Annotated in this window: 11 protein-coding genes and 1 tRNA gene; 5 read left to right on the top strand and 7 right to left on the bottom strand. The window is 72.2% G+C overall.

The features are described 5' to 3' along the window. Positions 1-13: 13 nt before the first annotated feature. Complete coding sequence (locus C1N81_RS28080) at positions 14-2,035, bottom strand: RDD family protein (RefSeq protein WP_394433641.1); 2,022 nt, start codon at positions 2,033-2,035, stop codon at positions 14-16. Positions 2,036-2,291: 256 nt separating this feature from the next. Here C1N81_RS28080 and C1N81_RS28075 point away from each other — a divergent pair, with 256 nt between their 5' ends. Beyond that, the gene (locus C1N81_RS28075) at positions 2,292-2,771 is read left to right on the top strand and encodes an SsgA family sporulation/cell division regulator (RefSeq protein WP_394433639.1); all 480 of its coding nucleotides are present in this window, start codon (positions 2,292-2,294) and stop codon (positions 2,769-2,771) included. A 22-nt stretch (positions 2,772-2,793) separates the two neighbouring features. Here the strand turns inward: C1N81_RS28075 and C1N81_RS28070 are convergent, their stop codons facing one another. Beyond that, entirely contained in the window at positions 2,794-4,164 is a 1,371-nt protein-coding gene (locus tag C1N81_RS28070; RefSeq protein WP_394433638.1) for an FAD-binding oxidoreductase, read from the bottom strand. Between the two features lie 108 nt (positions 4,165-4,272). Between C1N81_RS28070 and C1N81_RS28065 the strand changes: the two genes are divergently transcribed. After that, positions 4,273-5,688 carry a tetratricopeptide repeat protein gene (locus C1N81_RS28065; RefSeq protein WP_394433636.1) on the top strand — a complete coding sequence of 472 codons (1,416 nt, stop codon included), beginning with the start codon at positions 4,273-4,275 and terminating at the stop codon, positions 5,686-5,688. Positions 5,689-5,784: 96 nt separating this feature from the next. Here the strand turns inward: C1N81_RS28065 and hppD are convergent, their stop codons facing one another. Further along, positions 5,785-6,942 (bottom strand): 4-hydroxyphenylpyruvate dioxygenase, encoded by a 1,158-nt coding sequence (gene hppD, locus C1N81_RS28060; protein ID WP_394433634.1) that lies wholly within the window; start codon positions 6,940-6,942, stop codon positions 5,785-5,787. Between the two features lie 146 nt (positions 6,943-7,088). Here hppD and C1N81_RS28055 point away from each other — a divergent pair, with 146 nt between their 5' ends. Continuing rightward, positions 7,089-7,556 (top strand): Lrp/AsnC family transcriptional regulator, encoded by a 468-nt coding sequence (locus C1N81_RS28055; protein ID WP_394433632.1) that lies wholly within the window; start codon positions 7,089-7,091, stop codon positions 7,554-7,556. 76 nt (positions 7,557-7,632) lie between these two features. Here the strand turns inward: C1N81_RS28055 and C1N81_RS28050 are convergent, their stop codons facing one another. The 4 genes from C1N81_RS28050 to C1N81_RS28035 all read right to left on the bottom strand — a co-directional run bounded on the left by C1N81_RS28050 (position 7,633) and on the right by C1N81_RS28035 (position 13,537). Beyond that, a complete protein-coding gene (locus tag C1N81_RS28050; RefSeq protein ID WP_394433630.1) occupies positions 7,633-8,433 on the bottom strand; it encodes a YlbL family protein in 801 nt (266 codons plus the stop codon). Between the two features lie 623 nt (positions 8,434-9,056). Continuing rightward, positions 9,057-9,698 carry an IclR family transcriptional regulator gene (locus C1N81_RS28045; protein ID WP_394433628.1) on the bottom strand — a complete coding sequence of 214 codons (642 nt, stop codon included), beginning with the start codon at positions 9,696-9,698 and terminating at the stop codon, positions 9,057-9,059. Positions 9,699-10,019: 321 nt separating this feature from the next. Next, positions 10,020-11,819, bottom strand: coding sequence for a DEAD/DEAH box helicase (locus C1N81_RS28040; protein ID WP_394433626.1), 1,800 nt, complete (start codon positions 11,817-11,819; stop codon positions 10,020-10,022). A gap of 239 nt (positions 11,820-12,058) precedes the next feature. Beyond that, positions 12,059-13,537, bottom strand: a complete 1,479-nt coding sequence (locus C1N81_RS28035; protein ID WP_394433624.1) for an MFS transporter — start codon at positions 13,535-13,537, stop codon at positions 12,059-12,061. A gap of 210 nt (positions 13,538-13,747) precedes the next feature. Here C1N81_RS28035 and C1N81_RS28030 point away from each other — a divergent pair. Beyond that, a tRNA-Cys gene (locus C1N81_RS28030) sits at positions 13,748-13,819 on the top strand. 200 nt (positions 13,820-14,019) lie between these two features. Continuing rightward, positions 14,020-14,154: a hypothetical protein gene (locus C1N81_RS28025; RefSeq protein ID WP_394433622.1), complete on the top strand. Its 135-nt coding sequence runs from the start codon at positions 14,020-14,022 to the stop codon at positions 14,152-14,154. Positions 14,155-14,161: the final 7 nt, after the last annotated feature.

Raw genomic sequence — 14,161 nt, 5'->3', positions numbered from 1 at the left:
CAAGGTCGGCCCGCTACCGGGCGACGAACGTACGGGCCGCCTTGTCGTGCAGGCACTGGCGCCACGGGCGGTCGACCGTGCCCCACAGCACGCCGAGGACGCCGATGCCGAGCAGGCACGGCACCACATAGACGAACCAGCGCAGCAGCGCCCTCCCGAACGGCGGGGAGTCGCCGCCCTCGATCTCCCGCACGGCCAGGCCCATGAGCTTCTTGCCCAGGGTGCGGCCCCACTTCGCCGTCGGCAGCGCCTCGTAGAGGACGCCGACGAGCAGCAGCACGGCGAGGACGATGCCCAGGTAGGTCGAGGTCGTCCCGTCCAGGAGCCAGACGGTCACCTGGCGGCCCGAGGCCTTCGCCGCGTCGATCTTGCCGTTGATGTGGTCCGCGGCGCGCATCCCGAGCGGGACGGCGGCCGCCGCGGTGATCGCGCCCAGGACCAGGGTGTCGATCAGCCGGGCCACGAACCGCTTGCCCAGGCCCGCCGGGCGCGCCGACGCCTGGGCCTGCGCGGCCGCGAGGAACGGGTCGTTGTTCACCGGCTTGAACGGCGTCACCGGCCCGTCCGGCTCCGCCAGCTGATGCACCTGCTGCGCCCACGACGCGGAGCCGCCACCGGGGCCCTGGGTGACGGGCGACTCCGACGGGGGGTAGCCGTAGCCCTGCCGGGCGCTCTGTGCGGGCTGGGACTGTGGGGGGTAGCCGTAGCCCTGCCGGGCGCTCTGTGCGGGCTGGGGGTAGCCGTAGCCCGGACCGTTCTGCGCGGGCGCGGCGGGCTGGGCCTGCGGGGGGTAGCCGTAGCCCGGGGCCGCCGAGGGGGCGGCCGCGCGTGGGTCGGCGGGGGCCGCACCCTCGGCGGCCTGGCCTCCCCTGGCTGCCGGCGCCTGGACCGGGCCCTGCTGATGCGGCGGCGCGCTCTGCTGGGGCACCGGGCGGATCGTCATGGTCCCGTCGGTACGCGGCGCCGCCGCGCCACCCGGCCGCACGGCACGGATCGTGACGGTGCCGTCGGAGCGGGTGGGGGTGTTGGGGGTGCCGGGGGTGCCGGGGGTGCCGGGGGTGGCCGGGCCGGTCGAGGGGGCGGAGGTGCCGGGGGTGCCTGGGCCGTCAGGGGCGGCGGGAGTGGTCGGGGGGCCGGGGGCAGCCGGGGCGCCCGAGGCGGCCGGGGTGCCGGAGACAGCGGGGGTGCTGGGGGCAGCCGACCCGCCCGGACGGGCCGGGATGCCGGAGACGGCCGGGGTGCCAGACGCGGCCGAGCCGCCAGACGGGCCCGGGTTGCCAGACGGGCCCGGGTTGCCAGATACGGCTGACCCGCCGAACGCAGCCGGGCTGCCAGACGCGTCCTGGCTTCCAGATGCCGCCGAGTCGCCAGCCGGGGCACCGGGACCAGCCGGGGCGCCCGAGGCACCCGGACCACCCGAGGCGCCCGGCGCGCCGGAACCCGCCGGAGCGCCATAACCGACCGGATCCCCGAAGCCAGCCGGAGCACCCGAGCCGACCGGTCCACCCTGGCCACCCTGGCCACCCTGGCCACCCGCCCCATGCTGCGCACCGGCGTCGAACGTGCCGGGCGATGCCCCGAAGCCCGCCGGAGCGGCCGGGGCACCCGAACCCGCCTGGCCGCCCGCGCCCGGGTCCGCCGGAGCAGCCTGGGCCGCCTCGCGCTCCGTACCGCCGGGCGCGTCCGGTGATCCCCAGGAGACCCGGCGGTCCTGGTCGCCGCCGAAGCCGGACTGGTGCGTCCTGTCGGCGGCCCACGCGGACGCCGGCTCGGGGGACGCGTCGTCGGGGCCCGTCTCCACGCGGACGGAGGGCTCCTCGTCGAGGAAGACGGGGCCGGTCTCCTCCACGGAGGCGGGCGGGGGCGGGGCGCCCGCCGGGGTCGGCAGGGTCTCCCCTTCGGACGGGGCGGGGCGGCTGGTGCCGGGGACCCAGGCGGCTCCGTTCCAGTACCGGACATATCCGGGAATGGACGGGTCGGGGTAGTAGCCTTCGCGGGGCCTGTCGTCGCCGGGGGCCGGGGTTGGGGCGCTCATGTCCGTCGTCCCGTATCTGCTCGGGGGTTTTGTTGTGGCCTCCACATCTATCAGACGGCCGCCCCCGCCCGCGCCGGTCCGCCGGTATGCCCCCCTTTCCGGGCAAGAAGCGGTAAGGAAGGTGCGGTGCGGAAGGCGCGGCGAGGGAGGTACGAAAAAAACCGCGCCGAACTCGCGTAATGGCAGGGGCACATCGCGCTCTCTCCTTGCACGGGCCCGCCCTGGGCCTCGTACAGGAGGAAAGGAAGCGCACGACATGCACACCGTGGTGGAACGCGAACTAGAGCTGAAACTGGTGTTGTCGCCCGAGCGGAGCATCCCCGTACCGGCCCGCCTCACCTACCGAACAGACGACCCGTACGCCGTCCACATCACGTTCCATCTCGGTTCGGAACACCCCGTGAACTGGACGTTCGCCCGTGAGTTGCTCGTGGAGGGGGTGTTCAGGCCGTGCGGCCACGGGGACGTGCGGGTCTGGCCGACGAAGGTGGACGGGCGCAGCGTCGTCCTGATGGCGCTGAGTTCCCCGGAGGGCGACGCGCTGCTCGAGGCGCCGACCGTGCCGGTGTCGGCGTGGCTGGAGCGGACGTTGCGGGTGGTCCCTCCGGGCTCTGAGGCCGAGCAGCTCGGGATCGACGACGGCCTCGCCGAGCTGCTGGCCACGACCTTGGCCGACGACCTGTATCTGCGTGACCCGTGGCCGTCGGACGAGTCGTCCCCGTCCGACGAGCGGTGATCCCCGGAAAGGGGGCGGGTTCTCAGAAGAGTTTGCCGGGGTTGAGGAGGCCGAGCGGGTCGAAGGTCGCTTTGACGGCCCGCTGGACGTCGACGCCGACGGGGCCGAGTTCGCGGGCCAGCCACTCCTTCTTGAGGACGCCGACGCCGTGTTCGCCGGTGATGGTGCCGCCGAGGGCGAGGCCGAGCGCCATGATCTCGTCGAAGGACTCGCGGGCGCGTCGCCCCTCGTCGGCGTCCTGTGCGTCGAAGCAGACGGTGGGGTGGGTGTTGCCGTCACCGGCGTGGGCGCAGACCCCGATCGTCAGGGCGTACTTCTCGGCGATGCGCTCGACGCCTTCGAGGAGTTCGCCGAGCTTGGAGCGCGGCACGCAGACGTCGTCGATCATCGTCGTGCCCTTGACCGCTTCGAGGGCGGTGAGCGACAACCGCCGCGCCTGGAGCAGCAGTTCGGACTCGGCGGCGTCCTCGGCGGGCACGACCTGGGTGGCGCCCGCGGCTTCGCACAGCGCCCCGACCGCCGCGAGGTCGCGTGCCGGGTCCGGGGTGTCGAAGGCGGCGAGGAGGAGCGCCTCGGTGGTCTCGGGGAGCCCCATCCGCGCCATGGCGTTGACGGCCTGGATGGTCGTACGGTCCATGAGTTCGAGGAGCGACGGGACGTGGCCGCCCTCCATGATCTTGCACACGGCGTCGCAGGCGGCGGTGGCCGACGCGAACTCGGCCGCGAGGACGAGCTGTTGGGGTGGCTGCGGCTTGAGCGCGAGGGTCGCCCGGACGACGATACCGAGACTGCCCTCGGAGCCGACGAAGAGGCGGGTGAGGTCGTAGCCCGCGACGCCCTTCGCGGTGCGCCGCCCGGTCGAGAGCAGGCGGCCGTCGGCGAGGACGACGTCGAGGCCGAGCACGTACTCGGCGGTGACCCCGTACTTCACACAGCACAGGCCGCCGGAGGCGGTGCCGATGTTGCCGCCGATGGTGCACATCTCCCAGCTGGAGGGGTCCGGCGGGTAGGAGAGGCCGTGGGCGGCGACCTCGCGGGAGAGGGTCGCGTTGATGACGCCCGGTTCGACGACAGCGACCCGGTCGACCGCGTTGATCTCCAGGATGCGGTCCATCTTGACGAGCGAGAGGACGATGCAGCCGTCGGAGGCGTTGGCCGCGCCCGACAATCCGGTGCGGGCGCCCTGCGGGACGACGGGGACGCGCAGTTCGGTGGCGGTGCGCATGACGTGCTGGACCTGTTCGACGGTCCGGGGCAGGACGACGACGGCAGGGGTGCCCGCGGCGCAGAAGCTCGCCATGTCGTGGGCGTACGTGGCGGTGATGTCGGGGTCGGTGACCAGTGCCTCGGCGGGCAGCCCTTCGCCGAGCAGTTCGATGAGGGTGCGGCTCATGATCACAGCCTGGCACTCGGGGCCATCGGTGTGAACCCGTCTGCGGGGCGGGTCGTGTGCCGGGATGGCGGCCGGGTGTGCTCGTCGTATTGACGCACAGTGTGCGTCATGGAGAACCGCACGGCTGTGGTGGAAGCGGCCGCCGTGACAGCGGCTTCCGTGGACCCGCGGGACCGGGCCCGTACGTGGCCCGATCGGCGGCGTGTGCTCCGCGTGTGCGGTGTCGCCGCGTGTCTGGTGGTCGGCGGGGTGCTCCTCGTGTCGCCGCACCACGAGGGCGCGGCGCATCGGGCCGCGCTGCCGGGGCCGGCCGGACGTGCGGTGATCGCCGCATCGGCGGGGGCGCCCGCGGCCCTGCCGGACCTCACCGCGCTGATCGGCGCGGACGAGGCGCGGCTCCGCGAGAACCCCCGGGACGACCGGACGTGGGCGGCGCTCGGGGCCGCCTACGTCGAGCGCGGGACGCGCACGGCCGACTCGGCGTTCTACCCCAGGGCCGAACGGGCGCTGCGCACGTCGCTCTCCGTCCGGCCGCGCGGCAACGCGGACGCCCTCGACGGCCTCGCCGCGCTCGCCGCCGCCCGCGGCGACTGGCGCGACGCCCGCGCGTGGGGCGAGGCCTCGGTGAAACTGGCGCCGAACCGCTGGCGCGCGCACGCCGTCCTGGTCGACGCGTACCGGGGCCTCGGCGACCCCAAGGCCGCGGGGAAGAGCCTCGACAAACTGTCCGGGCTCGCCAAGGGCACCGCCGTGACCCTGCGCACCGCCGCCGTCTACCGCGACCGCGGCTGGCGCGAGGACGCCGCCGTGGTCCTCAGCGACGCGACCGCCCGCGCCGCCACCCCCACCGAACAGGCCGCACTGCACACCAGCGGCGGTGAACTCGCCTGGGAGCGCGGCGAACCGCAGGACGCCCTGCGCCGCTTCCGCGCGGCCGTCGCGGCGGACCCGCACTCCCCCGCCGCGTTCGCCGGGCAGGGCCGTGCGCTCGCGTCCCTCGGCCGCGTGGACGAGGCGGTACGGGCGTACCGGCGGGCGCTGACGGAGCGGCCCTGCCCCGAGTACGCGCTCGAACTCGGCGAGTTGTACGAGGCCCAAGGGCTGCCCGGCCCGGCCCGCGCCCAGTACGACACGCTGCGCCGGTGGGCGGCGGCCCGGGATGCCGACGGGGTGGACGACGCGCTCGTCCTCGGCCGCTTCGAGGCCGACCACGGCGACGCGCCCGCCGCGATCGCGCGGCTGCGGGCGGAATGGCTCCGGGCGCCCGGCCTCCGTACGGCCGACGCGCTCGGCTGGGCGTTGCACCGCGGCGGGCGCGACAAGGAGGCGATCGGACTGCTCCGGCGCGCCACGGACCGGCAGAACGACGGCACTGTGCGGGACGCGTCCTACTCCTACCACCGCGGTGCTGTGGAGCGGTCCCTGGGCCTGACGGGCCCGGCACAGCGCCACATCGAGGAGGCGCTGCGGATCAACCCGTGGTTCTCACCACTGCTCGGACCGCTGGCGCGGTCGGAGGTGTGATGATCGGCCGCGGCTCCCAGCGGCTCCAGGCAGCTCCAGGCGGCTCCAGGCGGTTCCAGGCGGCTCCAGGCGGCTCCAGGCGGCTCCAGGCGCCTTTTACAGGTTGCCGCGCTTCTCCTGCTCGCGCTCGATCGCCTCGAAGAGGGCCTTGAAGTTGCCCTTGCCGAAGCCCATGGAGCCGTGGCGTTCGATCATCTCGAAGAAGACGGTCGGCTTGTCCTGGACCGGCTTGGTGAAGATCTGCAGCAGGTAGCCGTCCTCGTCACGGTCGACGAGGATCTTCAGCTCGCGCAGGATCTCGACGGGGACGCGCGTCTCGCCCGCCCATTCGCCGAGCGTGTCGTAGTAGGAGTCGGGGGTGTCGAGGAACTGGACGCCGGCCGCGCGCATGGCCCGTACGGAGGCGACGATGTCGTTCGTGGCGAGCGCGATGTGCTGGACGCCGGCCTCGCCGTAGAACTCCAGGTACTCGTCGATCTGGGACTTCTTCTTGGCGACGGCGGGCTCGTTGATCGGGAACTTGACCTTGAGCGTGCCGTCCGCGACGACCTTCGACATCAGGGCGCTGTACTCGGTCGCGATGTCGTCGCCCACGAACTCCTTCATGTTCGTGAAGCCCATGACCTTGTTGTAGAACTCCACCCACTCGTTCATCCGGCCGAGCTCGACGTTGCCGACGCAGTGGTCGATGGCCTGGAAGTAGCGGTGGGCGGGCGGCTCGACGATCGGCTCGGCGGTCACGAACCCGGGCAGGTAGGGGCCGCTGTAGCCGGAGCGTTCGACGAGCGTGTGGCGGGTCTTGCCGTACGTGGCGATGGCGGCGAGCACGACGGTGCCGTGCTCGTCCTTCAGCTCGTACGGCTCCTGGATGCCACGGGCGCCGTGCTCGACGGCGTAGGCGTACGCGGCGCGCGCGTCCGGCACCTCGATGGCGAGGTCGACGACGCCGTCGCCATGGGCGGCGACGTGCTCCTCCAGGAAGTGGCCCCGCTCGGTGGAGGCCTTGATGACGGAGGTGAACACGAAACGGGCGGAGCCGTTCTTCAGCACGTACGAAGCGGTCTCGCGGCTGCCGTTCTCCGGTCCGGAGTAGGCGACGAGCCGCATGCCGAAGGCGGTGGAGTAGTAGTGCGCGGCCTGCTTGGCGTTGCCCACGGCGAAGACGACCGCGTCCATGCCCTTCACCGGGAAGGGATCGGCCTTCCGGGCGGTGTCAGGAGCGTCTGCGGAGGACGAGTGTGTGGTCTGCGTCATGTGTGGGAGGCTCCCGCTGTTCCGCAGAGTGCGCAATAGTTCGCGCATCGGCTGGGCATCCTGTCCAGTGGAAGGCGGGGTTCTACGGTCCTTCTGTACAGGATGACCACCGGTGACGGCCCCTCGCCCACACTTCGGAGGTGCGCATGGCGATCGACGAACTGGACGGGCGGCTGATCGTGCTGCTCGCGCGGGAACCACGGATCGGCGTCCTGGAGATGTCCCGCCGGCTCGGGGTCGCGCGCGGCACCGTGCAGGCCCGCCTCGACCGGCTCACCTCGAACGGGGTCGTGCGCGGATTCGGCCCCCAGGTCGACCCGGCGGCGCTCGGCTATCCGGTCACCGCGTTCGCCACGCTGCAGATCCGGCAGGGCCAGGGGGCCGACATCCGGGAGCACCTGGCAGGCGTCCCCGAGGTCCTGGAGCTGCACACGACGACGGGCAGCGGGGACATGCTGTGCCGGCTCGTGGCGCGTTCGAACGCCGATCTGCAACGGGTGATCGACCTGGTCGTCGGGTTCGACGGGATCGTGCGGGCGTCCACGGCGATCGTGATGGAGAACCCGGTGCCGTTGCGGATCATCCCGCTGGTGGAGCAGGCGTCGGCGGACTGACGTCACGGGGGTGCGGGGTTACGGGGTTACCCGGTCACGGGATTACGGGCTTATGGCGTTACGGGGATGAGGGCGCTCAGCACTTGGGGACGTCCCCGGAACCCTTCCGGAGGTTCGTCAGCGCGGTGACCGTGCCCTTGAGGGTGGACACCGGGATCAGCCGCATCGAGTCGGGCGCGGACGCCTTCGCGTCCCCGCACTCCGCCTTCGGTACGAGGAAGACGGTGGCGCCGTCCCGGTCGGCGGCCTGCACCTTGAGCGAGACCCCGCCGACCGCGCCGACCTTGCCGTCGTCGTCGATGGTGCCGGTGCCCGCGATCGACTTGCCGCCGGTCAGATCTGCGCCGCTGCCGTCGCCGTCGAGGAGGTCGATGATGCCGAGCGAGAAGAGCAGCCCGGCGCTGGGCCCGCCGACGTCCCCGAGCTGCAGGCTGACGTCGATCCCGGACGTGGTCCCGCCCTCGGCCTCCAGGTAGGTGAAGGCGGCCTCGGTGGCGGCGTCCTGCGAGCCCTTCATCTCCCTCTTGTTGTGCTGCTCGATCTCCTCGGTCGAGTTCCCCTCCGGGTAGACGGAGTCGCGCGGCATGATCGCCCGGTCCTCGGCGAACCAGCCGTCGAGCACGTCACCGAGGTGCACCGTGGCATCGGGGCCGGTCGCCACGATGGTCACCGCGCGGAGCGCTCCGCTGGTCTTCCGGGTCGGGGCGCCGGTGATCTCGATGACGGGCTTGCCGTCGTCCTTGCCGAGCACGTTCGTCGTCGGCCCCGGCTGCGCCACCGAGAACGGCAACGGCGCGAACACCGCCACCGCGAGCAACGCGATCACGGGCAGCGCGCAGAGGATGAGGGCAGCGGAACGACTGAGGCGGTTGAGCACGGGGCCAATCTAACGCGGCGGGGGTTCGGTACGCGGGCCCGCCCACCCACGGGGCGGCGCCGGCCGCGCGGGTCGGGGTGTTCGCCGGGGCGCTGGCTCGCCGGGGGCGGGTATGTCGGGGCGGGGCACACGGGTCCGGCTGGGCGCCGGGGGCGGGGAATTCGGGCGGGCGGCTTTGGTTGTGCGCGGGGCGACGCGGTTCTTCTGGTGCGCGTACGTCGTGGCTGGTCGCGCAGTTCCCCGCGCCCCTGAAATGCGCACTGCGTGCGCCATTTCGGGGCCGCCCACCCGGGCGTGCGCCAGGAGGAGGCGCGGCAAAGCCGCAAGCCCCCAGGGGCGCGGGGAACGGCGCGAGCAACCACGACGCACCCGACACCCCGCCACGGCGGCGGAAGGAGGCGCGGCGCAGCCGCAAGCCTCCCAGGGGCGCGGGGAACGGCGCGACCAGCCACAACCCACCCGACACCCCGCCACGGCGGCGGAAGGAGGCGCGGCGCAGCCGCAAGCCTCCCAGGGGCGCGGGGAACTGCGCGACCAGCCACAACCCACCCGACACCCGCCAACGGCGCCACCCCACAACGGCGAAGCCGCGCCCCCGGCCCACAACAACCCAACGCCCGCGCTCAGCGCAACGCATCCGCCACTTCGCGAGCCGCGTCCATCACCCGAGGCCCCACCCGCTCGGGCACCGCATCCGCAAGCATGACAACCCCGACGGACCCTTCGAGCCCGGTCACACCGAGCAGCGGCGCAGCCGCCCCGCTCGCCCCGGCCTCAAGCTCCCCGTGCGTGAGCGTGTACCCGGGCTCAGGCAGCACCCCGCGCCGTGAGGCGAGGATGGCCCGGCCGGCGGCCCCCTTGTCGAGCGGGTGCCGGAACCCGGTCCGGTAGGCGACGTGGTAGTCCGTCCAGGTCGGTTCGACGACGGCGACGGCCAGCGCCTCCGACCCGTCGACGAGCGTCAGATGCGCCGTCGCCCCGATGTCCTCGGCGAGCGACCGCAGCGCGGGCAGCGCTGCTTCGCGTACCAGTGGATGGACCTGCCGTCCGAGCCGCAGCACCCCGAGCCCGACCCGGGCGCGGCCGCCCAGGTCACGGCGTACGAGGGCGTGCTGCTCTAGCGTGGCGAGCAGGCGGTAGACGACGGTGCGGTTGACGCCGAGCTTGTTGGACAGCTCGGTGACGGTCAGCCCGTGGTCGGTGTCGGCGAGCAGTTTGAGGACGCGCAGTCCTCTGTCGAGCGTCTGGGAGGTCTCCGCGGTCACGACGCCCACTCCTTATTGGTGAGGGCCGACGGTCTCCTACGCGGCGGTTGCGCCACCTGTCCCTTGGGCGACGCGCGTGAGAGCCGCCGGTCGGTGATCAGGCGCTGGGCTGCATGCTGCATACGGCTCTACGGCTGCAGACGACTGTCTTCGAGCTACCGGCTGCGCTCCGCGGCGGCGCTGCCACGGGGCGTGTGCGTTGCCGGGAATGTAGCGAGGTCGTCCCGCTGAGCGGAAGACTCCGTCCAGAATCCGGTCAGTCCGGGGCCTGAGTTATGGGCGATTGCCCGCACTTGGGCCCCGTGTCATTTCCGGCGTGTGTCACTTCATGCGGGTGGCCCACTCCTGCACCTTGGCGATGCGCTGCCGCAGTTGTCCCGCGGTGGCTTCGGCGCTGGGCGGTCCGCCGCAGACGCGCCGCAGTTCGGTGTGGAGGACGCCGTGCGGTTTGCCGCTCTGATGCACGTAAGCACCGACAAGGGTATTGAGCTGCTTGCGTAGTTCCATCATCTCTTTGTGGGAGACGACGGGCCGTCGCTCGGCGGGCAGTTCGAGCAGGTCGGCCTCGGTGTCGGGCTTTTTGCGGCTGTGGGCGATCTGCCGGGCCTGCCGCTTTTGCAGAAGGAGCTGCACCTGATCGGGTTCGAGGAGTCCGGGAATCCCGAGGTAGTCCTGTTCTTCCTCGCTCCCGGGATGGGCCTGCATCCCGAACTCGGCCCCGTCGTAGAGAACCCGGTCGAAGACGGCCTCGGACTCAAGAGCCTCGAACGAGAACTGCTCCTGCTCGCCCGTGTCCTCGTCCTGCTCCTTGTTGGCCTCCTCCATCTCTTTCTCGGATTCGGCGTAGGGGTCTTCTTCCCCGTCCTTCTTCGGCTTGTCGAGTACGTGGTCGCGCTCGACCTCCATCTCGTTGGCGAAGCCGAGCAGATCGGGAACGGTGGGAAGGAATACGGAGGCGGTCTCCCCACGTCGCCGGGACCGCACGAAACGCCCGACGGCCTGCGCGAAGAACAGGGGCGTGGAAATAGTGGTCGCATAAACGCCGACGGCGAGCCGGGGAACGTCGACCCCTTCGGACACCATGCGTACGGCAACCATCCACCGGTCCTCACTGGCGGAGAAGTCGTCAATGCGCTTGGAGGCCCCGGTGTCGTCGGAAAGGACGAGGGTGGCTTTGCTGCCGGTGATGTCCCGGATGAGCTTCGCGTACGCCCGCGCGGACTCCTGGTCGGAGGCGATGACGAGGGCGCCGGCGTCCGGAATCCCCTTCCTGACCTCGGTGAGCCGGGCATCGGCGGCGCGCAGCACGCTGGGCATCCACTCGCCGCGCGGGTCGAGGGCGGTGCGCCACGCCTGGCTGACGGCGTCCTTGGTCATGGGCTCACCGAGCCGGGCGGCGATCTCGTCACCGGCTTTGGTCCGCCACCGCATATTGCCGCTGTAGGAAAGGAAGATAACGGGCCGGACGACACCGTCCCCCAGAGCGCTCCCATATCCATACGTGTAGTCGGCGGAGGACCGCCGAATACCGTCATTCCCTTCCTCGTACTGCACAAAGGGAATGGGATTGGTGTCGGAGCGGAACGGTGTACCGGTGAGCGCGAGCCGTCGCGTGGCCGGCTCGAACGCCTCCAGGCAGGCCTCGCCCCACGATTTGCTGTCACCGGCGTGGTGGATCTCGTCGAGAATGACGAGCGTCTTGCGCTGTTCGCTGCGATTGCGGTGCAGCATGGGCCGCACGCCGACACCGGCGTATGTGACGGCGACGCCCTGATACTCCTTGCTGAGCGGCCCCGCGCTGTACTCCGGGTCCAGCTTGATCCCTATGCGGGCGGCCGCCTCCGCCCACTGCTTCTTCAGGTGCTCGGTCGGCGCGACGACGGTCACCTGCTGCACGACGTGGTGGTGCAGCAGCCACGACGCGAGCGTCAGCGCGAAGGTCGTCTTGCCGGCCCCCGGGGTGGCGACGGCGAGGAAGTCGCGCGGCTGCTCCTGGATGTACCGGTCCATTGCCGCCTGCTGCCAGGCGCGCAGCTTGTTGGCGGTGCCCCAGGGGGCGCGGCCGGGAAAGGCGGGCGACAGGTGGTGGGACGCGGAGTTGGTGGCGGCGGTGGTAGTCACGGTCTCCGATTACTCGACATTCGACGGCACGGACGGCACGGCTGGCGTGGATACACGGCGGCTACGTATGACAACCGGGCCACCCTACCGGTGCCCGAGCAACCCCAACCTCCGGACAAGGCCGGTCGGCCCCCGGGTGGGACACGCCTCACACCGTGCACGCCGCCCACCCGAACCCGGCCCCTGACAACCCCCACACCACAAACCCCAGACGCAGGCCCCTTCGCCCCGGCCCCCCACTACGAGCCCTCCACCCCCACCCCCACCTCCCGCTCCTGCTCCCGCAACCGCGTCCCCACCCAGGCCCCTACCAGCGCGACCGCCGCCATCGGCAGGAAGACGGCGACGAAGGCCCCCGGATGGGAGCCGCTCGCGCCCTGCGCCACCTCGTGCCCCTGGCCCACCGCTCCCCCGCCCAGCGCCGCGAACGCGGCCCCGCCCGCCGCCAGCAGCACCACGTTGGCCAGGCCGTCCGAGATCTGCAGCGCGGCGGAGTTCGCCCCGGCCTCCTCGGGTGCGGAGAGCTGGAGCAGCAGCACGCTGGTGGAGGAGATGACAAGCCCCATCCCCAGGCACCCGAACCCCCACGCAACGGCGACGACCCACACCGGCACGGCCGCGATCAGCACGCTCGGCGCGGCGGCGATCGCCGCGGCGACGAGCACCATGCCCCCGGCGACGAGCCGTTCCCGGTACGGCTCGAACCGGGACCGCGCCTGGACCCACGACCCCAGCGCCCACGTCGCCCCGCCCGCGGCGAGCGAGAACCCGGCGAGCGTCGGCGAGAGCCCCCGCTGCGTCACGAGCATCAGCGGCACGAACGACTCCGCCGCGATGAACGCCCCCGCCGCGACCCCGCGCAACAGCACCACGGACGGCAGCCCGCGCCGGGCCCGATACGTTCCGCGCGGCAGCAGCCCGAGCACGGACGGCACGAGCAGCGCGGCCCCGACCACGCCGGGCACCAGCGCAAGGGGCCGCAGGTCCTGAGCGGCGTACTGCAACAGCCCGGCCCCGAGCGAGATCCCGAACGCGAGCCGGATCCGCCGCCGGTCGAACGCCCCGCCCCCGGCGCCGGGAGCCGCCCCGCCGGCCCGCCGCCGGATCTGCGGCAGCGCGAGCGCGAGCGGCAGCACCACAAGGACCGGGATCCCCAGGAACACCCACCGCCACCCGAGGTGCTCGGTGACGGCCCCGGCGGCCAACGGCCCGACGATCGACGGCACGACCCACCCGGCGGCGAACGCGGCCATGATCGCGGGCCGCAACCGCTCCGGATAGGCCCTGCTGACCACCACGTACAAGGCGACGATGACGAGCCCGCCCCCGAGCCCTTGCACGGCCCGCCCGCCGACGAACATCCACATGCTCCCCGCGGTCCCCGCGACGACGAGCCCCGCCGCGAACGCCCCGATCCCCACCGCCAACGGCCCGAGCGGCCCCCGCCGGTCGGCCCACTGCCCGGCGAGCACCATCCCGAAGAGGCTGGTGGTGAAGTACCCGGAGAACGCGAAGGCGTACAGGGACACCCCGTCCAACTCCCGCGCGGCCACGGGCATGGCGGTCCCGACCGCGGTCGCCTCGAAGGCGATGAGCAGCACGACGGTGACGATCCCGATGCTCAGCGCGCGATAGGTACGCCCGAGCACCCCTTCCACCCGAGCAAGGTCAGCAAGATCCGGTGCGACGACGGCGACGTCGTCCTCAAGAGCGCCCATAAGCCTCAGAGTAAGGTCCGTACTCCGCCCTGACCCCTGTCCGGGGACGGCACCTCCCTGGTCCCATGGTCGTACGACCATGCCCCCGGCCCCACCCGTTTCATGAACGCCACATGGCAGTCCCGTTGCAGGCCGCCCAGCCCCCTTGAGCGCTCCCGCCGGCCGCCCTACCGTCAATGTCAGCCAGGCAACACCAAGCAGTGCCCACCTGGCCGTGTGCCCGAGTGGTTTAGGGATTCGCCTGCAAAGCGAAGCACACCGGTTCGATTCCGGTCACGGCCTCCGGCAGCCCAACGGCGCTGGGCTGCAGAACCAAGAAGGGGCGCCCCGTCACAACGGGGCGCCCCATCTTCGTAGCGTGCGCAAACCGCATCACCGTGTGTGAAGTGGATCCACGACACAGCAGAGTTCCTGAGGGACGAACCAACAGTCTCTGCGTCCGTCACGGAAGGGCTTCATTACCTCCACTCGGCACGGGCGCAGTGGGCGGGACCGCCCACTGCGCCATCCCGGACCACGCGGGCCGTGTGCTGTTCACCGCGATCCAGGCGTACGCGGACGGCCACGACGACTGTGATGCGATGAGGAAGCTCATCGCGGCCTGCACGAAGGCATAGAGGAGTC

Source organism: Streptomyces sp. SGAir0957, assembly GCF_043523415.1.
This window is presented reverse-complemented; position numbering and strand designations above follow the sequence as displayed.

Excerpts from the sequence above, each read along its gene's own strand:
- C1N81_RS28080 (WP_394433641.1), bottom strand. The coding sequence starts at position 2,035 with ATGAGCGCCCCAACCCCGGCCCCCGGCGACGACAGGCCCCGCGAAGGC.
- C1N81_RS28075 (WP_394433639.1), top strand. The coding sequence starts at position 2,292 with ATGCACACCGTGGTGGAACGCGAACTAGAGCTGAAACTGGTGTTGTCG.
- C1N81_RS28070 (WP_394433638.1), bottom strand. The coding sequence starts at position 4,164 with ATGAGCCGCACCCTCATCGAACTGCTCGGCGAAGGGCTGCCCGCCGAG.
- C1N81_RS28065 (WP_394433636.1), top strand. The coding sequence starts at position 4,273 with ATGGAGAACCGCACGGCTGTGGTGGAAGCGGCCGCCGTGACAGCGGCT.
- hppD (WP_394433634.1), bottom strand. The coding sequence starts at position 6,942 with ATGACGCAGACCACACACTCGTCCTCCGCAGACGCTCCTGACACCGCC.
- C1N81_RS28055 (WP_394433632.1), top strand. The coding sequence starts at position 7,089 with ATGGCGATCGACGAACTGGACGGGCGGCTGATCGTGCTGCTCGCGCGG.
- C1N81_RS28035 (WP_394433624.1), bottom strand. The coding sequence starts at position 13,537 with ATGGGCGCTCTTGAGGACGACGTCGCCGTCGTCGCACCGGATCTTGCT.